Annotated in this window: 21 protein-coding genes; 13 read left to right on the top strand and 8 right to left on the bottom strand. The window is 69.8% G+C overall.

The genetic code is table 11. The annotated features are described in order from the left end of the window. Nucleotides 1-4: 4 nt before the first annotated feature. Together D7Y15_RS22535 and D7Y15_RS22530 are read left to right on the top strand one after the other, a co-directional pair. Nucleotides 5-2,185 carry a S9 family peptidase gene (locus D7Y15_RS22535; protein WP_121753866.1) on the top strand — a complete coding sequence of 727 codons (2,181 nt, stop codon included), beginning with the start codon at nt 5-7 and terminating at the stop codon, nt 2,183-2,185. A 177-nt stretch (nt 2,186-2,362) separates the two neighbouring features. Further along, nucleotides 2,363-4,588, top strand: a complete 2,226-nt coding sequence (locus D7Y15_RS22530; protein WP_121753865.1) for a S9 family peptidase — start codon at nt 2,363-2,365, stop codon at nt 4,586-4,588. A 107-nt stretch (nt 4,589-4,695) separates the two neighbouring features. Here the strand turns inward: D7Y15_RS22530 and D7Y15_RS22525 are convergent, their stop codons facing one another. From D7Y15_RS22525 to D7Y15_RS22515, 3 genes are all read right to left on the bottom strand, one after another. Next, nucleotides 4,696-4,899, bottom strand: coding sequence for a cold-shock protein (locus tag D7Y15_RS22525; RefSeq protein WP_014397260.1), 204 nt, complete (start codon nt 4,897-4,899; stop codon nt 4,696-4,698). Nucleotides 4,900-5,063: 164 nt separating this feature from the next. Beyond that, nucleotides 5,064-6,272 carry a 2-oxoglutarate dehydrogenase complex dihydrolipoyllysine-residue succinyltransferase gene (odhB, locus tag D7Y15_RS22520; protein WP_121753864.1) on the bottom strand — a complete coding sequence of 403 codons (1,209 nt, stop codon included), beginning with the start codon at nt 6,270-6,272 and terminating at the stop codon, nt 5,064-5,066. Further along, nucleotides 6,262-9,147: a 2-oxoglutarate dehydrogenase E1 component gene (locus tag D7Y15_RS22515; RefSeq protein WP_121753863.1), complete on the bottom strand. Its 2,886-nt coding sequence runs from the start codon at nt 9,145-9,147 to the stop codon at nt 6,262-6,264. The genes odhB and D7Y15_RS22515 overlap by 11 nt, the downstream gene beginning before the upstream one ends. Before the next feature lie 313 nt (nt 9,148-9,460). Here D7Y15_RS22515 and fabI point away from each other — a divergent pair, with 313 nt between their 5' ends. The 8 genes from fabI (at nt 9,461) to D7Y15_RS22475 (ending at nt 18,423) form a co-directional block, all read left to right on the top strand. Further along, nucleotides 9,461-10,294, top strand: coding sequence for an enoyl-ACP reductase FabI (gene fabI, locus D7Y15_RS22510; protein WP_120577110.1), 834 nt, complete (start codon nt 9,461-9,463; stop codon nt 10,292-10,294). Between the two features lie 161 nt (nt 10,295-10,455). After that, nucleotides 10,456-10,833 (top strand): response regulator, encoded by a 378-nt coding sequence (locus tag D7Y15_RS22505; RefSeq protein ID WP_120577109.1) that lies wholly within the window; start codon nt 10,456-10,458, stop codon nt 10,831-10,833. A 4-nt stretch (nt 10,834-10,837) separates the two neighbouring features. Next, nucleotides 10,838-11,704 (top strand): response regulator, encoded by an 867-nt coding sequence (locus tag D7Y15_RS22500; protein ID WP_121753862.1) that lies wholly within the window; start codon nt 10,838-10,840, stop codon nt 11,702-11,704. Beyond that, a complete protein-coding gene (locus D7Y15_RS22495; protein WP_120577107.1) occupies nt 11,701-12,933 on the top strand; it encodes a protein-glutamate O-methyltransferase CheR in 1,233 nt (410 codons plus the stop codon). The genes D7Y15_RS22500 and D7Y15_RS22495 overlap by 4 nt, the downstream gene beginning before the upstream one ends. Further along, nucleotides 12,930-13,475 (top strand): chemotaxis protein CheW, encoded by a 546-nt coding sequence (locus D7Y15_RS22490; RefSeq protein ID WP_120577106.1) that lies wholly within the window; start codon nt 12,930-12,932, stop codon nt 13,473-13,475. Before D7Y15_RS22495 ends, D7Y15_RS22490 begins: the two co-directional genes overlap by 4 nt. After that, nucleotides 13,465-15,642, top strand: a complete 2,178-nt coding sequence (locus tag D7Y15_RS22485) for a response regulator (RefSeq protein ID WP_121753861.1) — start codon at nt 13,465-13,467, stop codon at nt 15,640-15,642. The genes D7Y15_RS22490 and D7Y15_RS22485 overlap by 11 nt, the downstream gene beginning before the upstream one ends. Then, on the top strand, nt 15,639-16,706 hold the full coding sequence (locus D7Y15_RS22480; protein ID WP_120577104.1) for a chemotaxis protein CheB: 1,068 nt from the start codon (nt 15,639-15,641) through the stop codon (nt 16,704-16,706). Before D7Y15_RS22485 ends, D7Y15_RS22480 begins: the two co-directional genes overlap by 4 nt. Nucleotides 16,707-16,803: 97 nt before the next feature. Then, on the top strand, nt 16,804-18,423 hold the full coding sequence (locus D7Y15_RS22475; RefSeq protein ID WP_121753860.1) for a methyl-accepting chemotaxis protein: 1,620 nt from the start codon (nt 16,804-16,806) through the stop codon (nt 18,421-18,423). A gap of 70 nt (nt 18,424-18,493) precedes the next feature. Here the strand turns inward: D7Y15_RS22475 and clpA are convergent, their stop codons facing one another. From clpA to D7Y15_RS22455, 4 genes are all read right to left on the bottom strand, one after another. Continuing rightward, on the bottom strand, nt 18,494-20,776 hold the full coding sequence (gene clpA / locus D7Y15_RS22470; RefSeq protein WP_121753859.1) for an ATP-dependent Clp protease ATP-binding subunit ClpA: 2,283 nt from the start codon (nt 20,774-20,776) through the stop codon (nt 18,494-18,496). Between the two features lie 3 nt (nt 20,777-20,779). Next, the gene (locus D7Y15_RS22465; protein ID WP_120577101.1) at nt 20,780-21,106 is read right to left on the bottom strand and encodes an ATP-dependent Clp protease adaptor ClpS; all 327 of its coding nucleotides are present in this window, start codon (nt 21,104-21,106) and stop codon (nt 20,780-20,782) included. 61 nt (nt 21,107-21,167) lie between these two features. Next, the gene (locus tag D7Y15_RS22460; RefSeq protein WP_120577120.1) at nt 21,168-22,328 is read right to left on the bottom strand and encodes a GNAT family N-acetyltransferase; all 1,161 of its coding nucleotides are present in this window, start codon (nt 22,326-22,328) and stop codon (nt 21,168-21,170) included. 63 nt (nt 22,329-22,391) lie between these two features. After that, entirely contained in the window at nt 22,392-22,832 is a 441-nt protein-coding gene (locus D7Y15_RS22455) for a hypothetical protein (RefSeq protein ID WP_121753858.1), read from the bottom strand. Nucleotides 22,833-22,972: 140 nt separating this feature from the next. Between D7Y15_RS22455 and D7Y15_RS22450 the strand changes: the two genes are divergently transcribed. From D7Y15_RS22450 to D7Y15_RS22440, 3 genes are all read left to right on the top strand, one after another. Continuing rightward, the gene (locus D7Y15_RS22450) at nt 22,973-23,533 is read left to right on the top strand and encodes a NifU family protein (RefSeq protein ID WP_120577099.1); all 561 of its coding nucleotides are present in this window, start codon (nt 22,973-22,975) and stop codon (nt 23,531-23,533) included. Between the two features lie 113 nt (nt 23,534-23,646). Continuing rightward, a complete protein-coding gene (locus D7Y15_RS22445) occupies nt 23,647-24,477 on the top strand; it encodes an SAM-dependent methyltransferase (RefSeq protein WP_255430379.1) in 831 nt (276 codons plus the stop codon). Between the two features lie 425 nt (nt 24,478-24,902). Next, entirely contained in the window at nt 24,903-25,754 is an 852-nt protein-coding gene (locus tag D7Y15_RS22440) for an alpha/beta fold hydrolase (RefSeq protein ID WP_233605049.1), read from the top strand. Between the two features lie 4 nt (nt 25,755-25,758). Here the strand turns inward: D7Y15_RS22440 and D7Y15_RS22435 are convergent, their stop codons facing one another. Then, entirely contained in the window at nt 25,759-26,652 is an 894-nt protein-coding gene (locus D7Y15_RS22435; RefSeq protein WP_120577096.1) for an oxidoreductase, read from the bottom strand. Between the last annotated feature and the right edge of the window lie 112 nt (nt 26,653-26,764).

Here is a 26,764-nt window from a genome sequence, read left to right as displayed (position 1 = left end):
ACGCATGCGTCCATTCGTCACCGTCGCGCTGCTCCTCCTGGGGATGCCCGTCCTGGCCCAGGATCCGTCGTCCTTCCTGCGCCAATACGCTGAAACAGGGCGCTTCATGAACGGGAGGCCCGTGAATGCGCGCATCACCCCGGACGAGAAGTCCGTCCTCTTCCTGCGCACGTCCCCCACGTCCAACGTGCGGATGCTCTACGCGTTCGACGTGGCCAGCGGGCAGACGCGGGAACTGCTCACCCCCGAAGCCCTGCTCAAGGGCGCGGAGGAGACGCTGTCTCCCGAGGAGAAGGCGCGCCGCGAGCGCATGCGCGTGAGCGCCCGGGGTTTCACCTCCTACAGCCTCTCCGAGGACGGCACCCAGCTGCTGGTGCCCCTCTCCGGCCGGCTCTACGTGGTGGACCGCGCGACGGGGAAGCCCACGGAGCTGAAGACGGGCCCCGGTGTCATCGACCCGCGCCTGTCCCCGGACGGCAGGCAGGTGGCGTACGTGCGTGAGCACGACGTGTACCGGGTGGACCTGGCCACCAACCAGGAGAAGCGCGTCACGCAGGGCGGCACGGAGCAGAAGACGCACGGCCTGGCGGAGTTCGTGGCGCAGGAGGAGATGGGCCGCTTCTCCGGCTACTGGTGGAGCCCGGACGCGAAGTTCATTGCCTACGCGGAGTCCGACACCTCTGACGTGGAGAAGCTCACCGTCGTGGACGTGATGCACCCGGAGCAGCCCGGTGCCTCCTTCCCCTATCCACGCGCGGGCAAGGCGAACGCGAAGGTGCGCCTGGGCGTCACGCCCGTCACCGGCGGCAAGACGGTGTGGGCGCAGTGGGACGCGCGGAAGTATCCCTACCTGGCCACGGTGAAGTGGGACAAGGGCGGGCCGCTCACCCTCGTCGTGCAGAACCGCCTCCAGACGGAGGAGCAGGTGCTGGCGGTGGACCCCGTCACGGGCAGGACGCGCGTGCTCCTCACGGAGCGGGATTCGGCGTGGATCGACCTGCACCAGGAGTTCCCGCTGTGGATGGAGGATGGCTCGGGCTTCCTCTGGTACACCGACCGCAACGGCGCTTCGGAGGTGGAGCTGCGCAAGGCCAACGGTGAGCTGGCCCACTCCGTGGTGAAGCCGGGCGCCGGCTTCCGGAGCCTCACCCACTTCGTGCAGGCGGACCGGACGCTCTTCTTCACCGGCGACCCGAACCCCACGCAGAGTCACCTGTGGCGCGTGAAGTCCGGCGGCGCTCCGGAGCGGGTGGCCACGGGCACCCCCGGCCCCGCAGTGGAGTATGGGCTCGTCTCCAAGAGCGGTGGCCTGACCGTCCTCAACACCCAGGGCCCCAGGAGCATGCCGCGCATGGTGGTGCTCAAGGGCGACGGCACGAAGCCTGGCGAGCTGCCCTCCATCGCCCAGGAGCCTCCCTTCACGCCGAACTTCGAGGTGCGCCAGGTGGGCTCACGGAAGTTCTGGACCTCGCTGGTGAAGCCGCGCGACTTCAAGCCTGGCCAGAAGCTGCCCGTCATCGTGGACATCTACGGCGGCGCCATCGTCACCGTGGTGCACCAGTCCATGGCCCTGCACCTGATGGACCAGTGGATGGCGGATCAGGGCTTCCTCGTGGTGCGGGTGGACGGCCGCGGCACCCCGCTGCGCACCGCGGAATGGAACCGCGCGGTGAAGCACGACTTCGCCACCGTCACCCTGGATGATCAGATTGAAGCCGTGCAGGCCCTGGCGAAGGAGGTGCCGGAGATGGACCTGGGCCGCGTGGGCATCACCGGCTGGAGCTTCGGCGGCTACATGGCGGCGCTGGCCGTGATGAAGCGCCCGGACTTCTTCAAGGCCGGCGTCGCGGGCGCGCCGGTGACGGACTGGCGCGACTACGACACGCACGCGACCGAACGCTACCTGGGCCTTCCGGAAGAAAGCCCCCAGGCCTATGAGGTCAGCAGCCTGCTGACGTACGCGAAGAAGGAAGGGCCCATCGGCGCGCTGCTGGTGATTCACGGCACCGCGGACGACAACGTGTACTTCTTCCACGCGCTGAAGCTGTCGGACGCGCTGTTTCGTGCGGGCAAGCCGCACCAGCTGCTGCCCCTGTCCGGCCTCACGCACATGATGGCGGACCCGCTCGTCACGGAGCGCCAGTACGAACGGGTCATCACCCACTTCCAGCAGAACCTGAAGTAGCGGAAGGCCCCGCCCGGCACCTGTCCGAAAGGTCCAGGTGCCGCGGGGCGTCGTCCGCTTCCGGTGGGAATCCTCTCCATGGCCGGACGTTGGGAGGGCCGCGCGGCGGCCGGAGTGTAGGCTTGCCCGCACCTTCCCGCGAAAGGAGCCCCGCCCCGCGCGGGGATTCAGCTACGCATGCGTCAGGTCCTTACCGCCGCCGCGCTTCTCCTCATGAGCAGCGCTCCCTCCATCGCCCAGGAGCGCAAACCCTCCGCCATGGCCCCTTCGCAAAAGCAGCCGGACACCTTCCTGCGCCAGTACGCCGAGACGCGCCGCTTCCAGAGCGGCCGCCCGGTGGGTACGCGCATCACCCCGGACGAGAAGTCCGTCCTCTTCCTGCGCACGTCCCCCACCTCCAACGTGCAGATGCTCTACGCGTTCGACGTGGCCGGCGGCCAGGCGCGTGAGCTGCTCACGCCGGAGGCCCTGCTCAAGGGCACCGAGGAGACGCTGACCCCCGAGGAGAAGGCCCGCCGCGAGCGCATGCGCGTCAGCGCCCGGGGCTTCACCTCCTACAGCCTCTCAGAGGACGGCACCCAGCTGCTGGTGCCCCTCTCCGGCCGGCTCTACGTGGTGGACCGCGCGACGGGGAAGTCCACGGAGCTGAAGACGGGCCCCGGCGTCATCGACCCTCGCTTGTCGCCGGACGGCAAGCAGGTGGCGTACGTCCGTGAGCACGACGTGTACCGGGTGGACATCGCGGCCAATCAAGAGAAGCGCGTCACGCAGGGCGGCACCGCGCAGAAGACGCACGGCCTGGCGGAGTTCGTGGCGCAGGAGGAGATGAGCCGCTTCTCCGGCTACTGGTGGAGCCCGGACGCGAAGTCCATCGCGTACACGGAGTCCGACACGGCCGACGTGGAGAAGCTCACCATCGTGGACGTGATGCACCCGGAGAAGGGCGGGGAGATCTTCCCGTACCCGCGTCCCGGCAAGGCGAACGCGAAGGTGCGCCTGGGCGTCACCCCCGTCACCGGCGGCAAGACGGTGTGGGCGCAGTGGGATGCGCAGAAGTACCCGTACCTGGCCACGGTGAAGTGGGACAAGGGCGGGCCGCTCACCCTCGTCGTGCAGAACCGCCTCCAGACGGAGGAGCAGGTGCTGGCGGTGGACCCCGCCACGGGCAAGACGCGCGTCCTCCTCACGGAGAAGGACAACGCCTGGGTGGAGCTGGCCCAGGACTTCCCGCTGTGGCTGGAGGATGGCTCGGGCTTCCTCTGGTACACCGAGCGCAACGGCGGCCCGGAGGTGGAGCTGCGCAAGGCGACGGGTGAGCTGGACCGCTCCGTGGTGAAGCCGGACGCGGGCTTCCGCAACCTGTCCCGCTTCGTCCAGGCGGACAAGACGCTCTTCTTCACTGGCGGCCCCAACCCCACCGAAAGCCACCTGTGGCGCGTGAAGTCCGGCGGCGCTCCGGAGCAGGTGGCCACGGGCACCACCGGCCCGGCCGTGGAGAACGGGCTCGTCTCCAAGAACGGAGGCTTGGTCGTCCTCAACACTCAAGGGCCCAAGGCCATGCCGCGCACCGTGGTGCTCAAGGGCGACGGCACGAAGCTGGGCGAGCTGCCGGAGGTGGCGCAGGAGCCTTCCTTCACGCCGAACTTCGAAATCCGCCAGGTGGGCCCGAAGAAGTTCTGGACCTCGCTGGTGAAGCCGCGCGACTTCAAGCCCGGCCAGAAGCTGCCCGTCATCGTGGAGGTCTACGCGGGGCCCACCGTCACCGTGGTGCACCAGTCCATGGCCGCGCACCTGCTCAGCCAGTGGTTCGCGGACCACGGCTTCCTGGTGGTGAAGGTGGACGGCCGCGGCACGCCGCTGCGCACCTCCGAGTGGAACCGCGCGGTGAAGAACGACTTCGCCACCATCACCCTGGATGATCAGATTGAGGCGGTGCAGGCGCTGGCGAAGGAAGTGCCGGAGATGGACCTGAGCCGCGTGGGCATCACCGGCTGGAGCTTCGGCGGCTACATGGCGGCGCTGGCCGCGCTGAAGCGCCCGGACTTCTTCAAGGCCGCGGTGTCCGGCGCCCCGGTGGTGGACTGGCGCGACTACGACACGCACTACACCGAGCGCTACCTGGGCCTGCCGGAACAGACGCCCCAGGCCTACGAGGTCAGCAGCCTGCTGACGTACGCGAAGAAGGACAGCCCCATTGGCGCGCTGCTGCTCATCCACGGCACCGCGGATGACAACGTGTACTTCTTCCACACGCTGAAGCTGTCGGACGCGCTCTTCCGCGCGGGCAAGCCGCACCAGCTGCTGCCCCTGTCCGGCCTCACGCACATGGTGCCGGATCCGCTCATCACCGAGCGCCAGTACGAGCGCGTCATCTCCCACTTCGAGCAGAACCTGAAGAAGTAGGCCTGAGCGCGGCGCAATGCCCTGAAAAGGCAGAGGCCCGGTTCCCTCAAGGGACCGGGCCTCTGTTGCTTCAACCAGTCCGTGAGGAATGGCTGAGACGCGTCACTTCACGCCGCGCGGACGTTCTGCGCCTGCAGGCCCTTCGGGCCCTTGGTGACTTCGAACTCCACCTTCTGGCCCTCGGCCAGGGTGCGGAACCCATCCATGTTGATGGCGGTGTGGTGGCAGAACACGTCCTCGCCCCCGCCGTCCTGGGTGATGAAGCCGAAGCCCTTCGCGTCGTTGAACCACTTCACGGTACCAGTTGCCATTGCGCTTCCTTGCGTTTGCAGGGCAGCCGTGGGGAAGGCCGCCCGTTCTGCCCGACGACCGGGGAGACAGAGCTATTTGTAGTGAAAGGGCCGACTGGAAGTCCAGCCGGCCCTCCGGGATTGCCCGACTTGAGCCCCCGCGGCGTCATGTGCGGGGGAGTAAGTCAGATGTCGAGCAGCAGGCGCTCGGGGTCCTCGATGCACTCCTTCACGCGCACCAGGAACTGCACTGCTTCCCGGCCGTCCACCAGGCGGTGGTCGTACGTGAGGGCGATGTACATGATGGGCCGGATGACCACCTGGCCGTCGCGGGCCACGGGGCGCTCCACGATGTTGTGCATGCCCAGGATGCCCGTCTGCGGCGGGTTCAGGATGGGCGTGGACAGCATGGAGCCGAAGATGCCGCCGTTGGTGATGGTGAACGTGCCGCCCGTGAGGTCGGCCATCGTGAGCTTGTCGTTGCGCGCACGGCCGCCGTAGTCACCGACCGTCTTCTCCAGGTCCGCGAGCGACAGCTTGTCCGCGTCACGCACCACCGGCACCACCAGGCCACGGCTGCCGCTCACGGCCACGCCGATGTCGTAGTAGTGCTTGAAGATGACGTCCTCGCCGTCGATCTCCGCGTTGATCTGCGGGAACGCCTTGAGGGCCTCCACGGACGCGCGGATGAAGAAGCTCATGAACCCGAGCTTCACCCCGTGCTTCGCCTGGAACTTGTCGTTGTACTTCTTGCGGAGCGCCATCACCTCGCCCATGTCCACCTCGTTGAAGGTGGTGAGCAGGGCGGCGTTGGACTGCGCCTGGAGCAGGCGTTCAGCGACGCGCTTGCGCAGCGGCGTCATGCGCACGCGCTCCTCGCGCGCGGCGTTGGGGCGGGGACCGGACGGCGCGGCGGGAGCCGGAGGCGCGGACGGGCGGTTCAGCTGACCCTGCACGTCCTCCTTCATGATGCGGCCACCGGTGCCGGAGCCCTTCAGCTGGCCCACGTCCACCCGGTTCTCCTCCGCCATCTTCCTGGCGGTGGGGGTGATGCGCGTGTCGCTGCCGGCCGGAGCGGCGGGCGTGGACACGGGCGCCGCGGCCTGGGCGGGCGCGGGCGTGGCGGCGGCCACGGCGGGAGAAGCGGCGGCGCCGGCACCGGCCTCGATGGTGCCCAGCACGTCGCCCACGCGGACCTTGTCGCCCTCCTTGAAGGCGATGGACGCGACGCTGCCCGCGGCGGGAGCCGGCACGTCGATGGTGACCTTGTCGGTCTCCAGCACGACGAGCGGTTCGTCCGCGGTGACAGACTCACCCTGCTTCTTGTTCCACTTGCCGACGACGGCCTCGGTGATGGATTCGCCGAGCGGAGGGACTTTCAGTTCAACGGCCATTCTGGGGTCCTCGGAGGATGGCTTCTTCGATGATGAGCTGCTGCTCGTAATCGTGCGTCTTCGTGAAACCGGTGGCGGGGCTGGCTGCCTCGGCGCGCCCGATGTAGCCCAGCTTCACCGTCTGCTGCTGAGAACGGCCGGAGAGGAGGTCGTGCAGGCGCGGGAACATGAAGTGCCAGCCACCCGCGTTGCGCGGCTCCTCCTGCACCCAGTACAGCTCCTGGAGCGCCGGCAGCTTCGCCACCAGGTTCGAAAGCTCGTCCTGCGGGAACGGGTAGAGCTGCTCCACGCGCACGATGGCGATGGAGTCGTCCTTGCGCTCGTCCCGGGCCTTGGCCAGGTCGTAGTAGACCTTGCCGCTGCACAAGAGCAGCCGCTTCACCTTCGCGGCGTCCGCCTTCGCGTCCAGAATCACTTCCTTGAACGCGCCCGTGGCCAGGTCGTCCATGCGGCTGGTGGCCTCCGGACGGCGCAGGAGGCTCTTGGGCGACATGATGACCAGCGGCTTGCGCACCGGGCGCAGCACCTGGCGGCGCAGCAGGTGGAAGATCTGCGCGGGCGTGGTGGGGTAGCAGACCTGGAGGTTGTCCTCCGCGCACAGGTCCAGGAAGCGCTCCAGGCGCGCGCTGGAGTGCTCCGGTCCCTGGCCTTCGTAGCCGTGCGGCAAGAGCAGCGTGATGCCGGAGAGCCGGCGCCACTTGCTCTCCGCCGCGGCGATGAACTGGTCGATGATGATCTGCGCGCCGTTGGCGAAGTCACCGAACTGGGCCTCCCACAGGGTGAGGCCGTCCGGCACGTCCAGGCTGTAGCCGTAGTCGAAGCCCAGCACGCCCATCTCCGACAGCGGGCTGTTCCAGACGTTGAAGGTCGCCTTGCCGGAGGCGAACTGGCGCAGGGGCGTGAACTCCTCGCCCGTCTGCGTGTCGTGCAGCACCGCGTGGCGGTGGCTGAAGGTGCCGCGCTCGCTGTCCTGGCCGGACAGGCGGATGCTGTAGCCCTCCGCCAGGATGGTCGCGTACGCCAGCGACTCGCCCTCGCTCCACTGGAGCTCCTCGCTCTCCAGCATGCCCTGGCGCTTCTTGAGCACCGTGCGCTCCACGTCGCGGTGCACGTTGAAGCCCTCCGGCGCGCTGGCCAGCTTCTGGAGCGCGTCACGCAGGGTGGGCTTGGCCACCGCCGTGGACACCTGGGGCGCGTTCTTCAGGAGGCCGCCCTTGTAGGTCTTCCACAGGCCCTCCAGCGCGTTGGGCTCCTTGAACTGGCTCTCCTGGCGGGCGCGGGTGAGCGCCGCGTCGAAGTCCTGGAAGCATCGCTGCTTGAGCGCGTCCGACTCCTCCGTGGTGATGCGGCCACCTTCCGCCAGCGTCTTCGCGTACAGCGCGCGCACCGGCGGGTGCTTGCGGATGAGGTCGTACATCGCCGGCTGGGTGAAGGACGGGTCGTCGCCTTCGTTGTGGCCGTAGCGGCGGTAGCAGATGAGGTCGATGACCACGTCGCTCTTGAACGTCTGGCGGTACTCGGCCGCCAGGCGCGCCGCGTGGACGCACGCCTCCGGGTCATCCCCGTTCACGTGGAACACCGGGATGTCCAGCATCTGCGCGATGGCGGTGGAGTAGATGCTGGTGCGCGAGTCCGACGGGTCGGTGGTGAAGCCCACCTGGTTGTTGATGACGATGTGGACCGTGCCGCCCGTGGTGTAGCCCTTGAGGCCGGAGAAGTTCAGCGTCTCCGACGTGATTCCCTGTCCGATGAAGGCCGCGTCGCCGTGGATGAGCAGCGGCACCACGCCGGTGCGCTCGGTGTCCCCGCCGCGGTCCTGCTTGGCGCGCACGCGGCCCTCCACCACGGGGCCCACGCACTCCAGGTGGCTGGGGTTGAAGGCCAGCGACAGGTGCACGTTCTTGCCCGAGCGCGTGGCGTGGTCCGACGAGAAACCCATGTGGTACTTCACGTCGCCGCGGCCCAGGTACGCCTTGGGGTCCTTGGGGCCGTCGAACTCGCTGAAGATCTGATCCGGCTTCTTGCCCAGGATGTTGGTCAGCACGTTGAGGCGGCCGCGGTGGGCCATGCCGATGACCAGCTCCTTCAGGCCCATGTCGCTGCCCACTTCCAGCAGCGCGTCCAGCATGGGGATGAGCGACTCGCCGCCGTCCAGGCTGAAGCGCTTGGCGCCCACGTACTTCGTGTGCAGGAAGTGCTCGAAGCCCTCCGCGTACGACAGCTTGGTGAGGATGTGCCGCTGCTCGTCCACGGTGAACGGCGTGCGGTTCTCGCTGTGCTCCATGCGCTTCATGAGCCAGCGGCGACGCTCGCTGTCGAGCATCTGCATGAACTCCACGCCGATGGAGCTGGAGTACGTGCGGCGCAGGCGCGTGACGAGCTCCGCCAGGCGCACGCGCTGCTGCGGGAAGACGCCGTTGCACTCCACCGCCTGCTCCATCTCCTTCGGCGTGAAGTGGTTCTCATCCATCAGCGCCACGTCCGCCACGTGGCCCAGCTGCGGGCGCGGACGCTCCAGCGGATCCAGGTGCGCGCGCAGGTGGCCGCGCAGGCGGAAGGCGGTGATGGCCTGATCCACCTTCGACTGCAGCCCGATGTCCTGCGCCGGAGCGGCCGGAGCCTGCGGCGCGGCGGCGGCCTGCACGGCGGCGTCGTTCGCCTTGCCCTTACCCTTGCCCTTGGCCTCCGGTGCGGCGGGTGTCGGCGCCTCCAGCAACTTCGTGTTGAAGATGGGGCGGCCCGTGCCGTTGTTGCGCTCGAACACCTCGCGCCAGCTCGCGTCCACGCTGCCCGGATCCTCGAGGAAGCGCGAGTAGAGCCCCTCGATGAAGTCGATGTTTCCACCAGAGAGGAAACTGTCCTGGAAATTCGCCATGGCGGGGGTCTTTTACTGGATGGGGGACGCGTTGGGGGGTTTTCGCCTCAGTTTGTTGAACCGCGTCATGGCCGGCTGCCCGGCTTCACTCCAGGGAGCAGATGGAGTCATGCCCCGCGTGAGCGCAGCTTCACCGAGCACTGGATTCCCTCTGCTGGGATGAGCTCAAAGGAGACGCCAGGACCCCTGGCATGCTGAACAGACGTACATCCGAGGCACATGAGACACGGGGTCCGGGGGCCCCCATGGCGGTTCAGGAGTGGTAAGCACTCGCCCCCCGCTTTCCACCCACTTTTTCCGAGAACGTACCGACATGCTCCTTCAGGGCAAGAAGCTGCTCATCACCGGCGTGCTCACCCCGCAGTCCCTGGCCTTTGGCGTCGCGGAGCATGCGATCGCGCAGGGCGCGGAGGTCATCCTCACCGGCTTTGGCCGGGCCAAGTCCCTCACCGAGCGCAGCGCGAAGCGGCTCAAGCCCGGCACGGAGGTGCTGGAGCTGGACGTGACGAACCCGGCGCACTTTCCGGCGCTGACAGAGGCGCTGCGGCAGAAATGGGGCCGCGTGGACGGCGTGCTGCACGCCATCGCGTACGCGCCCGAGGACGCGCTGGGCGGCAACTTCCTCAACACGCCGTGGGAGAGCGCGCAGACCGCGTTCCGCATCTCCACCTTCTCCGTGAAGGAGCTGGCGGTGGCGTGCGTGCCGCTGATGACGCAGGGCGGCTCCATCGTGGCGCTGGACTTCGACAACCGGCAGGCGTGGCCCATCTATGACTGGATGGGTGTGTGCAAGGCGGCCATGGAGGCCACGGTGCGCTACCTGGCGCGCGACCTGGGGCCCAAGGGCATCCGCGTGAACGCGCTCGCCGCGGGGCCGCTCGCCACCATCGCGGCCAAGGGCATCCCGGGCTTCAAGGCGCTGGCGCAGTACTGGGGCAAGCAGGCGCCGCTGGGCTGGAGCGACAAGGACAGCCACGACCACGTGGCCAAGACGGCCTGTGCACTTCTGTCCGATTGGCTGTCCTCCACCACCGGCGAGATGATTCACGTCGACGGCGGCTACCACGCGGTAGGCGCACCCCCAGTGGAGACGGTGGAAGCACCGGCCGAAGGGGTCTCCGCGACCCCCACGCCGAAAGAAGGCTGAATCCAACCCACCTTTCTGGAAAGTCCAGACAAACGCCTGCCAGGCTTCCCGGCGGACGGGAGCCCCCCGCTTCCGCCCGTCGGAGCGCTCACGGTAGGATCACCCATGCAGCGCAGGCGCATCCCGCAATCCGCGGAGCCTGCGCGAGGAGCCGTGGCACAGTGAGCACCAACGTCTTGCTGGTGGACGACAGTCCGACCGTCCGCAACATCCTCAAGATCTACCTGATGAACCTCAAGGTCAGCATCGTGGAGGCGGAGGACGCGCAGCGCGCGTTGCAGCTCTTGCGGTTGGTGCCGGTGAGCGTGGTGATCGCCGACATCAACATGCCGAACATGGATGGCATCACCTTCGTGAAGGAGGTTCGCGCCAGCGCGCAGCCGCAGGTGCAGAAGGTGCCGGTCATCCTCTTGACGGCGGAGAAGGGAGAGGACCTGCGCCAGCGCGGTTCGGCGGCGGGGGCCAACGCCTTCATCCAGAAACCGGTGTCGCATGACGAGCTGACCAAGACGGTGCGTCAGTTCCTGAGCGGGGGCTGAACCCGTGAGTCTGCCGACCCTGCTGCTGGTGGATGACAGCGACGCCATCCTGGCGTTGGAGCGGGCCATCCTCTCCGGGCACTACACCATCCACACGGCCAGCAATGGCCGTGAGGCGCTGGACAAGGTGGGGCGGCTGCACCCGGCGGCGGTGCTCTTGGACCTGTCCATGCCGGAGATGGACGGGGACGAGGTGCTCCAGCGGATGAAGGCGGACTCGGGCACGGCGGACATTCCGGTCATCATCATCTCATCGGAGAAGCAGCGCGCGGAGGCGTGCCTGGGGCAGGGCGCGGAGGCGTTCCTGGCCAAGCCCTTCCGCGCGGACGAGCTGCTCTTGCGCGTGGGCGAGGCGCTGGAGAACGCGCGCCGGCGCTCGCGCTCCGGGGCCATGCTGATCCTCCGGCTCAACGTGGGCGAGCGCGAGTTCGCCGTGCCGCTGGACTCCGTGAAGGAGGTCCTGCTGCAGCCCCTGACGCGGCCGCTGCCCACGGGGCCGTCGTACCTGCGCGAGTACGTGGAGCTGCGCGGCCAGGCGGTGTGCGTGCTGGACGTGGCGCTGCGGCTGGGCGTGCAGCACAAGGTGTCCATCGCGGAGCGGATGCTGGTGGTCATTGAAACGGAGGGCGTGTCGCTGGCGCTCACCGTGGACACCGTGAAGGACCCGGAGGAGTTCCAGGCGAGCGACATCGACCGGCGCGAGAAGGTGGGCGGCGCCGAGCACGGCCTGCTGCAGGAAGGGCTCGTGGGCATGCTGCGCACGGGTGGCCGCGCGCTGCCCATCCTGGATCCGAAGGTGTTCATCACGCGGGGACTCCTGCGCGACCTGCCCGCGCTGCTCGCGCCGGTGGAGGAAGAGCGGAGCGCATGAGTGCGGGGCTCGACCCGAGGCTTCTGGCCCGTGCCCGGGAAGTGGTGGCGGACACCACCGGCTTCCGGGACGACGCCATCGCCCAGGAGGCGGTGGAGCGCGTGCTGCGGGCGGAGCTGGCCCGGGGGCGTGTGCCCACGGAGGTCCTGAGCGAATTGCAGCAGCTGGGCTCGCCGCTGGCCTACACGCTGGTGCGCGCGGTCCTGGTGGGGGAGACGTACTTCTTCCGCCAGCCGGAGCACTTCCGCTACATCACCCATGAGGGCATTCCGACGGCGCTGCGCCACGGTGCCATGCACCTGCGCGGCTGGAGCGCCGGGTGCGCCACCGGCGAGGAAGCCTATTCGCTGGGCGCGTGCCTGCTGGCGTGCGCGCCCCCGGGGATGCCGGTGGAGGTGGTGGGCACGGACCTGCACGAGGCCAGCCTGGAGGCCGCGCGGCGCGGCACCTACGGCGCGTGGTCCCGGCGCGAGTCCGCCCCCGCGCTGCACCCCGTCTACGAGCTCCACAACGGGCGGCAGGTGTCCATCCTCCCGGAGGTGCGCAAGGTGACGCGCTTCGCGCCGGCGAACCTGCTGGCGCCCCTGCCGGAGCGCTTCGGGCATTTCGACTTCATCCTCTGCCGCAACGTGCTCACGTACTTCTCTCCGTCCGCGCGCGACGCGGCCATCGTCCACCTGGCGCGGGCGCTGGTGCCGGGGGGCCTCATGTTCCTGGGCACGGTGGAGGTGGACCGCACGCCGCCGGGGCTCACGCGCGAGGGGCCTCCGGAGCTGCAGGCCTTCCGCAAGCCCCGCCCGGAGGAGCGCACCTTCGCGCAATTGCCCGTGGCGCAGCCCGTGCTCGCGCCGCGCATGACGCCCGCGCCCCGTCGGCTGTCCGCGCCCATGCCGGTCTCGCCCACGCCGCCGCCCGTCCCTCCGCCCTCGCCCTCGCGGATGCACCTGCAGGCGCTGGAGCGGATTGAAGAGGGCAACGTGGCCGGGGCGACGGCGGTGCTGGAGCTGCTCGTGAAGCAGGCGCCGGACTACCTGCCGGGCCTCCTGGAGCTGGCGCTCCTGCGCGAGCGCGCGGGAGCCCGTGACGCGGCCTTCCCGCTGATGCGCGCGTTGCGCACGCGGGCGGGGCAGTTGCCACCGGACACGCTGGTGGATGGACCGGAGGCGCTGCCCGCGCGCTTCTATCTGGCGTCCGCTGACGCCTACCTGAATCTGGGGGCGCTGGAATGAAGGGGACGCCGCTGGTGGTGGACGAGACCCTGGAGTCGGAGACGCGGGACCTGCTCGCACGCCGGGCCGCGCGCCTGCGCGAGCAGGGCGAGTCGACGGTGGAGGAGGCGGTCCATTGGATCGCCGAGTTCCCGCTGGGCGAGGAGCGCTACGCGCTGCCGCTGGAGTCGCTGCGCGCCGCGCTGCCCCTGCGCATGGTGACGCCGGTGCCGCTGTCCGCGCCCGCGGTGATTGGCGTGCTGCGCTTCCAGGGCCAGGTGCTGTCCGCGCTGAGTCTGGCGTCGCTGCTGGGCGGCCACGGGTGGCGGCAGGACCCGGCCGTGCTGCTGGTGGTGGACCGGGGCGACGGCGAGCTGTGCGCGCTCGACTGCGAGGCGATTCCGCGCCCCACGACGTTGTCGCTCGCGTCTGTGGAGGCCGCGCGCGCCCGGGCGGAGGGGCCGGTGGTGGAGGTCTTCACCCACGACCGGCAGCTCATCCACCTCATCGACCCGAAGCGCCTGTTCGGCCGGTCCGACGGGGGAGTGCGCCATGCCCGTTGATCCGATGCTGCAGCCGCTGGTGGCGGGCTTCGCGGTGGAGGCCCAGGAGGTCATCCAGAAGGTCACCATGGACCTGCTGGAGCTGGAGCGCGAGGGGCTGGAGAACGACGCGCTCGCGAAAATCTACACGCGGCTGGGCCGGCACCTGCACACGCTGAAGGGCAGCGCCTCGTCGCTGGGGCTCCAGGACCTGGGCGACATCGCCCACAAGCTGGAGGACGCGCTGGCGCCGCTCAAGGCGCACACGCAGAAGATGCCTCGCCCGGTGGTGGACGTGCTGCTGCACGGGCTGGACCTCTTCATGCTGCGCGCCCAGGCGCACGCGGACGGACGCGGGGACGACCTGCCGAACCCCGCCGCCGCGCTGGCCCAGCTGGTCGCCGCCGCGCCGCCCCCGGAGGAGGCCGCGGTGCTGCCGGGGGGCGCCTTCGCTCAGGCGCAGCCTGTCGTGGCTGGTGGCCCGCCCTCCGCGGCCGGCACCCCGCCTGTCCCGGCCGAGGCGCTGTTCTCTCCGGAGCCCACGGGGGAGTCCTCCGACGCCGGGTGGCGCGTGAGCGCGAACCAGGTGACGTCGCTGATGCGCGAGGTGGAGCGCCTGCGCGAGGTTCGCCTGCGGGTGGAGGAGCGCAGCCGGGAGCTGGAGCGGGTGTCCACGCTGCTCGCGAAGCAGGGCCTGCTGGCGGAGACCGCGGAGGCGCGCACGCTGTTGTCCGGTACGGGCCGCTCCCTGCGCACCGACGGCGAGGAGACGAGCGACGTCGTGGACGCGCTGGAGGACGGCCTCAAGGCCATCACCACGCGCCCCACGCGCACCATCCTGGACCCGTTGCAGCGCATGGTGCGCGACCTGTCCCGCCAGCTGGGGAAGGAAGCGCGGCTGTCGGTGGTGGGCGCGGAGGTGTCGCTGGACCGGCGCCTGCTGGAGAAGCTCCAGGGCGCGCTCGTGCACATCCTGCGCAACGCCGTGGACCACGGCCTGGAGATGCCCGCCGAGCGCGAGAAGGCCGGCAAGCACCACGAGGGCGCGCTCACGCTGCGCGTGGAGCAGCAGGGCAACCTCCTGTACCTGGAGGCGAGCGACGACGGGCGCGGCATCGACCTGGCCCAGGTGCGCAAGGCCGCGGAGAAGCGCGGGCTCGTCACGGCGGAAGAGGTGGCGCGGCTCAACGACAACCAGGTGCGCGAGCTCATCTTCCGCGAGGGCTTCAGCACGCGCTCGGACGTGACGGACACCTCCGGGCGCGGCGTGGGCCTGGACGCGGTGCGCGCCACGGTGGAGTCGCTGCAGGGCCGCATCGAGGTGTCCAGCACGCGCGGGCAGGGCACGCGCTTCGTGTTGACCCTGCCGGTGGACCTGGGCAGCTCCCCGGTGCTGATGGTGCGCGCGCTGGAGCAGTTCGTGGGCCTGCCCATGCTGGCGGTGGAGTCCACTCAGCTGGCGCGCCCGGACATGCTTCGCGTGGGCAAGCGCCGCACGCACCTGGAACACCAGGGGCAGCTGTTGCCGGTGGTGGACCTGGGCGCGCGGCTGGGGCTGCGCGCGTCGTCTCCGCCCACGGAAGGCCAGCCGCTGCTCATCGTGCAGAGCGGCGGCAAGCGCGTGGCGCTGGGCGTGGACGCGGTGGTGGGGGACCGGGACCTGGTCATCCGCCCGCTGCCGTCGGAGGTGCGCGACGTGGCGGCCTGGCAGGGCGCGGCGACGCTCAGCCGGGGGGAGTTGCTGCTCATCCTCCGGCCGGACTGGGTGGTGTCGGATTCGGAGAAGGTGACGGTGTCCGCGGTGAGCCGGCGGGCGCTGGTGGTGGATGACTCGCTCACCGCGCGCGCGCTGCACCGGGCGATGCTGGAGGCCGGCGGCTTCCAGGTGCACCTGGCGGCCAGCGGGGCGCGGGCGCTGGAGCGGCTGCAGGCGGACACCTACGACGTCGTCATCTGCGACCTGGACATGGAAGAGATGGACGGCATCGAGCTCATCGCACGGCTTCGCGAGCGCAAGGACACGCACACGCTGCCCGTCATCCTGGTCTCCGCGCACGACACCACCGTGGCGCGCGAGCGGGGCCTGGCATCCGGAGCGGACGGCTTCCTCAGCAAGCGCGAGTGCGCCGCGGGCCGCCTGCTCGCGGAGGTTCTGGACGTGATGAGCCGCAGGGGGAGCCGCGCGTGAGCTCGAAGAAGCCCATTCGCGTGCTCGTGGTGGATGACTCTCCCACCATGGCCAACACCCTCACCGCGCTGCTCACGGAGGAGCCGCGCATTGAAGTGGTGGGCCGGGCGGGGGACGGCAACCGCGCCGTGCAGCTGGCGCGCCTGCTGCGCCCGGACGTCATCACCATGGACCTGTTGCTGCCCGGCCTGGATGGTCCGGCGGCCATCGGGCACATCATGTCCCAGGCCCCCGCGCGCATCCTGGTGGTGAGCGCCGTGGCGGAGCAGCGCGGCGTGGACCTGGGCTTTCAAGCCATGAGCGCCGGAGCGCTGGAGCTCATCGGCAAGCCCAACGTCACCAACGCGGAGGAGCTGCGCCGCTGGGGCCGGGACCTGGCCCACTCCGTGTGCCTGATGGCGGAGGTGCCGGTCATCTCCCGCCGTCCGCGCGTCGTGGCGCCGCCGCCCATGCCCAGCGGGACGCGGGTGGACGTGTTCGGCATCGTCGCGTCCACCGGTGGGCCTCCCGCGCTGGCGGAGGTGCTGTCCAAGCTGCCCCGCGACCTGCCGGTGCCCATGCTCGTCGCGCAGCACATCACCGTGGGCTTCACGCAGGGCATGGTGCGCTGGCTGTCCCAGGTGTGCGAGCTCCAGGTGGGCGTGGCGCGCGACGGCGAGCGGCTGGAGCCGGGCCGCGTGTACTTCCCGCTGGATGGCCACGACCTGCTGGTGGACAGCGTGGGCCTGGCGCGCCTGCAGCGCAGCACCGGCGGGCCGTGTCCCAACGGTGACGTGCTCTTGAGCTCGCTGGCCATGGCGTACGGCCGGCGCAGCGGCGGCGGCGTGCTCACCGGCATGGGTGAGGACGGCGCGCGGGGCCTGCTGGCCATCCGTCAGGCCGGAGGCGTCACCCTGGCGCAGGACGAGGCGTCCAGCGTCGTCTACGGCATGCCTCGCGCCGCCGTGGAGTTGAAGGCCACCGACGGGGGCACGCCCCTGGCGCTGGTGGCGGACCTCATCCTGCAGAGCTGTCAGCGTCCGTCGTTCCGTCCTGCCCGTGGCCCGGAGGGGGGGCCCCGGTGAGCCGTTTCCCACCTACGAACCGCAGTCGCCTGCGCTGTTCCTGGCGTCACCTGGCCGACCGTTGGCCGCTTGAGGACGCCACCCCTGGAGTCCTCCCTTGAAGCCAGCCACCGCGCTCCCCGTCTCCTTCCTGCGCGGGCTCGGGCTCGCGCCGAAGTTCGTGCTCGTCACGGCCGTCATCAGCGCCTCCGTGGCGCTGCTGCTCACCCTCATCGCCACCCGCCAGCTGGAGTCCAACCTGGAGGAGCGCCACGCCAGTGAGGGCGAGGCCGTGGCGCTGAGCCTGGCCATCGCGGCGGAGCAGGGCGTGTCCGCGGGCATGGGCTCGCTCCAGCCGCTCTTGGAGACGTTCCGCGAGCGCGAGGACCTGGCCTACATCTTCATCCAGGACCCCACGGGCTTCGTGCTGGTGCATTCGTTCCAGGGCGCCTTCCCGGAGAACCTGAAGGCCGCGCTCGAGGCGCAGCCCGGCATGGGCACGGGCCGCACCCGCGTGGTGCCGGAGGTGCGCATCCTGCGCGGCGGCAAGACGCTGCGCGCGCTGGACGTGTCCGCGGCCGTGGCGGAGAAGGGGCGGCTGGGCACCGTGCACGTGGGCATGGCGCGCGAGTTCATCGACGCGAGGGTGGATGCGCTGCGCTGGGAGATGCTGCTGTTCGCGCTCCTCCTGGAGGCGTGCGGCGTGGTGCTGGCGGCGCTGTTCGGCCGGAGCATCGTGCGGCCGCTGGCGGAGCTCACCTCCGTGGCGGGCCACATCGTGTCGTCCGGCGACCTCACCCGCGACATCCGTGCGCGCGGCAACGACGAGGTGGGGCGGCTGGCCAACTCCTTCTCCCAGATGGTGGGCAAGCTGCGCGAGGTGACGGTCAACCTCCAGCACGCCGCCACCGCGCTCACCCAGTCCACGGACCATCTCAACGCGTCTTCCACCGAGCAGGCGCAGACCATCTCCCGCCAGGCCGCCGCGCTGCAGGAGACGCAGGTGACGGCGCAGGAAATCAAGCAGACGTCCACGCTGGCCGCGCAGAAGGCGGAGAGCGTGCTCAGCGTCGCCGAGCGCGCGGACACCCTGGCCAGGGCGGGCGAGGCTTCCATCGAGCAGACGATGGCGGGCCTCAACGACATCCGCGCGCAGGTGGGCGAAATCGCGGAGAAGATTCTCGAGCTGGGTGAGCGCACGCGCCAGATTGGCGGCATCACCCAGACGGTGAAGGACCTGGCGGACCAGTCCAACATGCTCGCGCTCAACGCGGCCATCGAAGCGGTGCGCTCCGGTGAGCACGGCAAGGGCTTCAGCGTGGTGGCGCGCGAAATCCGCGCCCTGGCGGACCAGTCCATCCAGGCGACCACGCGGGTGCGGGAACTGCTGGACGACATCGCCAACTCCGTCACCGCCGCGGTGCGCATCACGGAGCGCGGCGCGGAGCGGATGGAGGCGGGCCTGGCGCAGGTGCGCGACAGTGGGCAGAACCTGCGCGAGCTGTCCTCCATCGTCCAGGACAACGCCGCCGCCGTCCGGCAGATCGCCGCCGCGGTGAATCAGCAGAACGTGGGCATCAATCAAATCACCCTGGCGGTGAATGACTTGTCCAAGATGATGGACGACACCGTGGCCCGCATCGGCTCCACCGGTGAGGCGGCCACCACGCTGCAAATCATCTCCGAGCAGCTCTCCAGCGCCGTGGGCGCGTACAAGGTCGAGTCCAAGGCGGAGTAGGAAACACGAAGGCCCCGAGTCCCCATGAAGGGGGCCCGGGGCCTCGGATGTTTCAGGGCCTCGCGGCGCCTTACGCCGGCACGGCCTCGGTGGCTTCCGCCTGGAGCTTCACGGCGTCGTCCACGACGTCGAAGCGGGCCACGCCGCCGCTCTTGAGGGAGCCGAACAGCAGCGCCTCCGCGAGTGGCTTCTTGAGGGTGTTGTCCACGAGCCGCGCCATGGGGCGCGCACCGAAGGCCGGGTCGTAGCCGTGTTCCGCCAGCCACGCGCGGGCGGCGGGCGTGAGCTCCAGCTTGACCTTCTTCTCGTCGAGCACCTTCTGGAGCAGGCGCACTTCCTTGTCCACGACCTTGAGGATGACCTCGGGGGGCAGGCCGGAGAAGAGAATCCAGCCGTCCAGCCGGTTGCGGAACTCCGGCGTGAAGGTGCGCTCGATGGCCTTCTTCGCCCGCGAGCCGTCCACCACCACGCTGGTGTCACCGAAGCCCATGGCCTTGGTGCTCATCTCCTGCGCACCCGCGTTGGTGGTCAGGATGAGGATGATGTTGCGGAAGTCCGCCTTGCGGCCGTTGTTGTCCGTGAGCGTCGCGTGGTCCATCACCTGGAGCAGGATGTTGAAGAGGTCCGGGTGGGCCTTCTCAATCTCATCCAGCACCAGCACCGCGTACGGGTGCTTGCGCACGGCGTCCGTGAGCAGGCCGCCCTGGTCGAAGCCCACGTAGCCCGGAGGCGCGCCAATGAGGCGGCTCACCGTGTGCTTCTCGGAGTACTCGCTCATGTCGAAGCGGAGGAACTCCACGCCCAGGCTCTGCGCCAGCTGCTTCGCCAGCTCCGTCTTGCCCACGCCCGTGGGGCCGGAGAAGAGGAAGCTGCCAATGGGCTTCTCCGGCGCCCGCAGGCCGGAGCGCGACAGCTTGATGGCGCCCACCATCTCTTCAATGGCCTTGTCCTGCCCGTAGATGACGCCCTTGAGCTCCTTGTCCAGGTTTTGAATCTGGACGCCTTCGCTCGCGGACACGCTCTTGGCCGGAATCTTGGCCATCTTGGAGACGACCTGCTCCACGTCGTGCGCGGAGACCACGCCCGTGCGCACGCCCTCCGGCTTGAGCCGCTCGGCCGCGCCGGCCTCGTCGATGACGTCGATGGCCTTGTCCGGCAGGAACCGGTCGTTGATGTGCTTGGCCGCCAGCTCCGCCGCCGCCTGGAGCGCACCCTCGCCGTACTTCACGTGGTGGTGCTCCTCGTAGCGGCTGCGCAGGCCCTCCAGCACCTTGACGGTGTCCTCCACGCTGGGCTCGTCCACTTCAATCTTCTGGAAGCGGCGGGACAGCGCGCGGTCGCGTTCGAAGGACGCCTTGAACTCCTGGAACGTCGTGGACCCGATGCAGCGCAGCCTGCCTGACGCCAGCGCGGGCTTGAGCAGGTTGGACGCGTCCATGGAGCCGCCGCTCGTGGCGCCGGCACCGACGATGGTGTGGATCTCGTCGATGAAGAGGATGGCGTCCGGCAGCTCCTGGAGCGCCTTGAGCACGCCCTTCAGCCGCTCCTCGAACTGGCCGCGGAACTTGGTGCCCGCGAGCAGCGCGCCCATGTCCAGCGAGTAGACGACCGCGTCCTTGAGCGCGGCCGGCACGCGGCCTTCCGTGATGAAGAGCGCCAGGCCCTCCGCGATGGCCGTCTTGCCCACGCCGGCCTCACCCACGTAGAGCGGGTTGTTCTTGCGGCGGCGGCAGAGCACCTGGATGGTGCGCTCCAGCTCCTTGTCGCGGCCGATGAGCGGGTCGATGCGGCCCGCCTTCGCCTCCACGTTGAGCTGCACGGCGTACGCTTCCAGCGGGCTCTTCTTCTGGGTCTCGCCGTCGTCGTCGTCACCGGCGGGGGTGGGGCGCGGCTCGCCCTCGGACTCGCCGTCCTTGGTGGTCCCGTGGGAGATGAAGTTGAGCAGGTCCAGGCGGGTGACACCCTCCTGCTGCAGCAGGTAGAGCGCGTGGCTCTCCTCTTCACGGAACATGGCGACCAGCACGTCGCCACCGTCGATGTACTTCTGCTCCGCGGACAGCGCGTGCATGGCGGCGCGGTGGAGCACTCGCTCCACGCCGATGGTCTGCTGAGGCTCGGCGTCCACGTCGTCAGGCAGGCGCTCGACCGTCTCCTCCAGGAAGGAGGTCAGGTTCTCCTGGAGGCGCTTGACGTTCGCGCCGCAGCCCTTGAGCACCTCGCGGGTGCGTGACTCACGGGTGAGGGCCAGGAGCAGGTGCTCCAGCGTCAGGTACTCGTGGCGCATCTTCCGCGCCTCGTCGAGCGCGGTGCGGAAGCTGGCCTGCAATTCTTTGGCAATCGATGGTCCTGCCACGGTTCAGCCTTCCTCGGGTTCCATGGACAGCCGCAGGGGGAACCCGTTGTCCCTCGCCGCGGCCTCCACTGTCTTGAGCTTCGTATCGGCGACGTCGTAGGTATAAACGCCCGCCACACCGATGCCGTTGTAATGAACGTGCATCATGATCTGCACGGCATCCGTCTCCGACTTGTGGAAGATCTCCTTGAGCACGGCCACGACGAACTCGCGCGTGGTGTAGTTGTCGTTGTGCAGGAGGACCTTGTAGAGCGTCGGCCTCTTCAGCTTCTGCTTGGGGACGGCCTCCGTGACGACCTGGCCGTCATCGTGTTGGTGCTTCTGAGCCATGGGCTTGCGGACTCCCTTGCCTTCGCTTCGCGAACCATTGGCGGGCCCTGCTTGAAACCGCTTAGACCCGCTCCTTGAAACCCGTCTCCGCCCACCACAGTGGCAGGCCGCTCTCGACGGCTGCCCGCTCGTGCGCCAGGAAGCCGCGCACCGCCCGGTCCAGGCCGGGGTGAAGGAACAGATGCGCACTGTACGTGAGGTGCGGCTCGAAACCCCGGGTGAGCTTGTGCTCGCCGCCTGCTCCGGGCTCGAAGCGCTCGCGGCCCCGGGCGATGCAGTCCTCCACCGGGTGGTAGAGGCACACGTTGAAGTGCAGGAACGGATGTTCCTCGAACGCACCCCAATAACGGCCGTACAGCGTGCTCGGCCCGGTGAAGTTGAACGCCCCCGCCACCCTGCGGCCTTCCCGCCGGGCCTCCACGAACTCGCACCGGTGCTTGAAGCCGGCGAGCAGGCGGGCGAAGAAGTCCTCGGTCAGCGAGCGCACGCCCCACGGATAGCGGTCCACCGTGGAGACGTAGAGTTGGTGGGCGCAGGCCGCGTCCACCTCCTCCAGCGCGTCGCCCCGGAGCGTCCGCAGGGTGATGCCCTGGTCCTCCACCTCGCGCCGCTCACGCTGAATCTGGTGCCGCCGCTTGGAGCGGAAGCGGCCGAGGAAGTCCTCGAACGTCTGGTAGCCCGCGTTGCGCCACAGGTACTGCACGCCCAGGCGCAGCGCGTAGCCCTGCGCCTCCAGCACCGGCAGCTCCTCCGGGGTGGGGAAGAGGACGTGGACGCTGGAGAGCCCCTCCGCGCGCGCGTACTCCAGCGCGGCGTTGTACAGCTCCGCCTCGCGGAACGGGGCGTCCTCGCCGGGGGCCACCAGCACGCGGCGGCCGGTGGCGGGCGTGAAGGGCACGCCCAGGACGAGCTTGGGGTAGTAGCGGATGCCCGCGCGCTCGGCGGTGGTGGCCCAGGCGGCGTCGAAGACGAACTCGCCGTGGCTGTCGTCCTTCAGGTACGCGGGCGCGGCGGCGACCAGGCGTGAGCCCCGCCACAGGGTGAGGTGGCGCGGGTGCCAGCCTCGCTCGGGCACCACGCTGCCGCTCTCCTCCAGGGCGGCGAGGAAGCCCCACTCCAGGAACGGCACCGACCCCGGGTCCACGAGCGCGTCCCATGCCGACGCGGGAACGTCGGTGATGGACGTGAGCAGGCGCAGCGTGGTGGGGAGCGAGGCGGACATGGACGTGGCGAGCGCCAGCCTATAACGGCGGGTGGCGGCTGCCGCCACGACCGGCGGGCCGCCCTATTTGCCGCGCGTGAGCTCCTGGGCGAGGAAGCCGGCGACCTCCGTGAGCCCCGCGGCGGCGCGCTTGCGGCCCTCGTCGGACTCCATGACCCGGCGGGCGGCGTCGCTGGCGGTGCCCACCTCCAGGTCCACCAGGATGAGGAAGGCGCTCCACCCGGCCGTCACGGTGGCGACCTTGCCCGGCCGCTGGGGCCGGTCGCTCAGGGTGGAGGCCACCTTCTCCAGGAGGCCGTCTTCCTTGAGACGTTTCGTGCTCCCGAGCATCTGCGTCCAGGTGGCCTCCAGGAGGGAGGTCAGCAGGCGCCCGGAGAGGGCGGTGGAGAGGCGCTGGGAGGCCTCCTCGGCGTCCACGCGGTGGGCGTCCGCGTAGGTGGGGCTCAGCTTGGCCACCACCACGGCCTTGGTGGCCAGGTGGGCGAGGCGGGGCGGGTAGGGCATGGTGCCATGTCTTACATCGGTGGCGGGCCGGGCTCCATCCGGAGTGAATGGCCAGCGCGAGGCGTTTGCCTGACAGCCGGACAGGTTGCTATGGGGCCCGGCGCCCTTTAGAGGAAGCGGACTTTCGTAGGGAGAACAGAATGTCAGTGAACATCCAGCTCGAGTGGACCCCCAACCCCAGCACGCTGAAGTACGTGGTGGACCGCAAGCTGCTGGGCGGTGGCGCCGTGAACTTCACCAACCGGGACGAAGCGCAGGCGAAGTCGCCCCTGGCGCTGCGGCTCATGGACATCCAGGGCGTGACGGCGGTGATGCTGGGCACGAACTTCGTCACGGTGACGAAGGGCGAGTCCGGCGAGTGGGACGAGCTCAACGACTCCGTGATGTCCACGCTGGACACGCACCTGTCGGAGGGACTGCCGGTGGTGGACGAGGCGGCCGTCGCGGCGGCGCGCCAGACGGTGTCCGCGGACGGCACGGTGGAGCAGCGCATCCAGGTCATCCTGGACGAGGAGATCCGCCCGGCCGTGGCGCAGGACGGCGGTGACATCACGCTGGACCGCTTCGAGGACGGCATCGTGTACCTGCACATGAAGGGTTCGTGCGCGGGCTGCCCGTCGTCCACGGCGACGCTGAAGATGGGCATCGAGGGCCGGCTCCGGGAGATGATCCCGGAGGTCACCGAAGTGGTGTCCGTCTGAGACGCAACGTCAAGGCACCGCAGGTCCGCAAGGAGCTGCTTCCGGACCAGTCCCAAGCGCTCCTGCGTGAGCTGCACCTGCTCACGCGCGAGGGGAACCTCAACGCGGACGCGCTGCGCAAGCTCAAGCAGGTGAACCACCTGGTGGGCCTGCTTCGGCCCGCCATGGAGGACGTGCAGACGCGCCACGCGAACCCGCTGGTGGTGGACGCGGGCAGCGGCAACGCGTACCTGGGCTTCGTCGTCTACGAGCTGTTCCTGAAGGACGCGGCGGGCGGTGAGCTGCTGTCCATCGAAGGGCGGCCGGACCTGACGGAGCGCGCGAAGGGCCGTGCCGAGCGGCTGCACTTCGACCGGATGCGCTTCCAGACGGCGCACATCGACGCGGCCGAGTACCCGGAGCGCATCCACGTGCTGATGGCGCTGCACGCGTGCGACACGGCCACGGACGACGCGCTGGTGGCGGCCATCAAGCACGGCGCGGACCACGTGGCGGTGGTGCCGTGCTGTCAGGCGGAGGTGGCCGCGCAGCTGAAGGAGAAGAAGGCGAAGCCGGCCGGCTCCATGTCGCTGCTCTTCCAGCACCCGTGGCACCGGCGCGAGTTCGGCTCTCACCTGACGAACGTCATCCGCGCGCTGACGCTGGAGGCGTACGGCTACCAGGTGACGGTGACGGAGCTGACCGGGTGGGAGCACTCGTTGAAGAACGAGCTCATCCTCGGGCGGCGGGTGCACGGGGACAACCGGCGCGCGCGGCTGCAGCTCCAGGCGCTGTTGGCGGAGACGGGCGTGCAGCCCCGGCTGACGCGGCTGCTGGGCATCAAGCCCGCGGGCGCTGCCGGTGGTGGCGCGGAGGCGGAGTCGGCGTCGGAGCCCGTGTCGGAAGCGGAGCCGGCTCCGGAGCCCACGTCGGACGCAGCGCCCGCGGCGCCGTCCGAATCCTGAACGCAAGCGGGCCCCACCTGGACCGTAGGGTGGGGCAGGTGACCTCACGGGAGGGGGAGGCGTGTTCCCCCGCACCGGGAAGGACCGCCGACCTGGCCGTGCGAGGCGGCCGGGCAGGCGTTACATGCCCTCCGTCCGCGCGATGCGCACGGGACGACATTCCAGAGGCCCGGGTTCCTTGAGGACGCGTCCGGGAGAATGTCGGAGGACGTGGGCACGTCAGGGGTACCGGTCAGGATGACGTCGATGCGGGAGGTCGGGCTCGGCGGCAGGACCCAGGGCGGCGTTCGCGGTGTCTGAATGTCGGGGTACGGAGTCTCTTCCCGGGATGGGGCCGGCCGGTGGCCGTCAGGGCACCGGATGCGAGTGGGACGAGCCGTGAAGCCTCCGCCGCGACGCGGTGGAGGGTGTTGATGGGAAGGGGCATGGCCTTGGAGCTGGATGACTGGGGTGGGAGCGGGCCGCTCCTGCACTTCGCCTGCGCGAACGGTTTTCCTCCGGAGACGTACCGGAAGCTCTTCGCGCGGCTCGCGACCCGCTATCACGTGGTGTCGCTGCGCATGCGGCCGCTGGTGCCGGGCCAGGACCCGAAGGCGCTCACGACCTGGAAGGAGCTGGGCGAGGACCTCGCGCGCGAGCTGAAGGCGCGGGGGCGCTCTGGCGTGCTGGGCGTGGGGCACAGCGTGGGCGGCACGAGCACGTTGATGGCCGCCGCCGCGAACCCGGGGCTGTTCCGCGCGGTGGTGGCGTTGGACCCCGTGCTCATCACCGGGTCCCGGCTGTGGGCGCTGCGCCTGATGAAGCTGCTGGGCCGCATGGACCGCTCCGCCATCGTGCAGGGCGCGCTGCGGCGGAGGGACCGCTGGGCGACGCGCGAGGAGGCCGCCACCGCGTACCGCCAGCGCAAGCTGTTCAAGGACTGGGACGCGGACTGCTTCAGCGACTACATCACGCACGGGCTGGTGCCCACGGAGGTGGGCGACTTCCGCCTGCGCTTCCCGCGCGAGTGGGAGGCCCGCATCTTCGAGACCTTCCCCGCGGATCCATGGAAGCTCATCCGCGACAACACGACGCCCACGCTGGTGCTGCGCGGCGAGCGCTCCGACACGCTGTTGCCCGACGCGCTGGCGCGGGCGGAGCAGGAGATGAAGCGCACGCGGGTGGACTCGCTGCCGCTCGCCTCGCACCTGTTCCCCATGGAGAAGCCCCGCGAGACGGCCGAGCGGGTGCTGACGTTCCTGGACGAGCTGCCTCCCGAGGACGTCACGACGCACTGATGCGTCAGCCGTAGGCCTCGCGCTTGATACGCTTGTCCGGGATGCCCAGCTCGTGCAGGTGGCCCAGCACCGCCTCCATGAAGCGCGGCGTGGCGGGCGTGCGTGTCTCCAGCGCCTTGCGCCGGTCCCACGGGGTGATGGCGGGCCCGCACACGTAGACGATGCAGGTGTCAGGCGCCGGAATCAGCTCGCGCAGGAGCGCCTCCGCGACACGGCCCTTGCGCACCTGGGGGCCGTACTTCGCTTCATCCGTTTCGCGCGTGAGCGTGTGCACCACCCGCACGCGGTCCGGCGCCGCCTGCTCCAGCGCGGCCAGCTCCTCGCGGTAGAGGATGTCTCCCCACGTCTTGTTGGACGCGAGGAACGTGTGCCGCAGCTTCAGCCCGCGGTGCAGCGCGTCCTTCACGATGGCGAAGTTCGGCACCGCGCCGGAGCCCGCCACCACGTGCAGCACGTGGTCCGCCCGCTCCGTCACGTCGTCCGGCAGCACGTACGGTCCCATGAAGCCCGTCACCTTCAGCTTCGCGCCCACCAGCCGCCCGTGCACCAGCAGGGGCGACAGGAGCGGCGGGTAGCGGGTGACGCCGGGGATGAACTCTTCGTCCTTCACCGTGATGGCCACGTGCCGCTCGTGCGGCGCGGAGGCGAGCGAGTACGAGCGCGGCGGCTCCTTGCGCCCCTTCTGCTCCTGCAGGTACGCGCACTGCTGCGAGAGCGCCCGGAACTGATGCGGGTCGATGTTGATGAACTGGCCTGCCTTGTAGTCGAGCGGTCCCTCCCCCGAGTGCAGCTCCAGCGACAGCGTCGCCGTGTCGTGGGTCTCCATCCGGAGGCCGGTGACGGTGGCCTCGTACTCGACGGGCCGCTTCGCTCGGGAGGGCGTGGCTTCAACGCTCATGCGCCTCCCCATAACACGCAGGGTGCGGGGCCGCGCGGACGGGCTCGCGGGCGGCGCGTCCTGCGCACCGGGTCCGCGGGGCCGGCACTTCGTTGGCTGGATGACGAAAGGG

Origin of the sequence: Corallococcus sp. AB030 (assembly GCF_003668965.1) — a bacterium.
Taxonomy (GTDB): Bacteria; Myxococcota; Myxococcia; order Myxococcales; family Myxococcaceae; genus Corallococcus; species Corallococcus exiguus.
This window is presented reverse-complemented; position numbering and strand designations above follow the sequence as displayed.

Bases quoted from the DNA above. Each gene is read 5' to 3' on its own strand.
- D7Y15_RS22535 (WP_121753866.1), top strand. From the start codon at position 5: ATGCGTCCATTCGTCACCGTCGCGCTGCTCCTCCTGGGGATGCCCGTC.
- D7Y15_RS22530 (WP_121753865.1), top strand. From the start codon at position 2,363: ATGCGTCAGGTCCTTACCGCCGCCGCGCTTCTCCTCATGAGCAGCGCT.
- D7Y15_RS22525 (WP_014397260.1), bottom strand. From the start codon at position 4,899: ATGGCAACTGGTACCGTGAAGTGGTTCAACGACGCGAAGGGCTTCGGC.
- odhB (WP_121753864.1), bottom strand. From the start codon at position 6,272: ATGGCCGTTGAACTGAAAGTCCCTCCGCTCGGCGAATCCATCACCGAG.
- D7Y15_RS22515 (WP_121753863.1), bottom strand. From the start codon at position 9,147: ATGGCGAATTTCCAGGACAGTTTCCTCTCTGGTGGAAACATCGACTTC.
- fabI (WP_120577110.1), top strand. From the start codon at position 9,461: ATGCTCCTTCAGGGCAAGAAGCTGCTCATCACCGGCGTGCTCACCCCG.
- D7Y15_RS22495 (WP_120577107.1), top strand. From the start codon at position 11,701: ATGAGTGCGGGGCTCGACCCGAGGCTTCTGGCCCGTGCCCGGGAAGTG.
- D7Y15_RS22490 (WP_120577106.1), top strand. From the start codon at position 12,930: ATGAAGGGGACGCCGCTGGTGGTGGACGAGACCCTGGAGTCGGAGACG.
- D7Y15_RS22485 (WP_121753861.1), top strand. From the start codon at position 13,465: ATGCCCGTTGATCCGATGCTGCAGCCGCTGGTGGCGGGCTTCGCGGTG.
- D7Y15_RS22465 (WP_120577101.1), bottom strand. From the start codon at position 21,106: ATGGCTCAGAAGCACCAACACGATGACGGCCAGGTCGTCACGGAGGCC.
- D7Y15_RS22460 (WP_120577120.1), bottom strand. From the start codon at position 22,328: ATGTCCGCCTCGCTCCCCACCACGCTGCGCCTGCTCACGTCCATCACC.
- D7Y15_RS22455 (WP_121753858.1), bottom strand. From the start codon at position 22,832: ATGCCCTACCCGCCCCGCCTCGCCCACCTGGCCACCAAGGCCGTGGTG.
- D7Y15_RS22450 (WP_120577099.1), top strand. From the start codon at position 22,973: ATGTCAGTGAACATCCAGCTCGAGTGGACCCCCAACCCCAGCACGCTG.
- D7Y15_RS22440 (WP_233605049.1), top strand. From the start codon at position 24,903: ATGGCCTTGGAGCTGGATGACTGGGGTGGGAGCGGGCCGCTCCTGCAC.
- D7Y15_RS22435 (WP_120577096.1), bottom strand. From the start codon at position 26,652: ATGAGCGTTGAAGCCACGCCCTCCCGAGCGAAGCGGCCCGTCGAGTAC.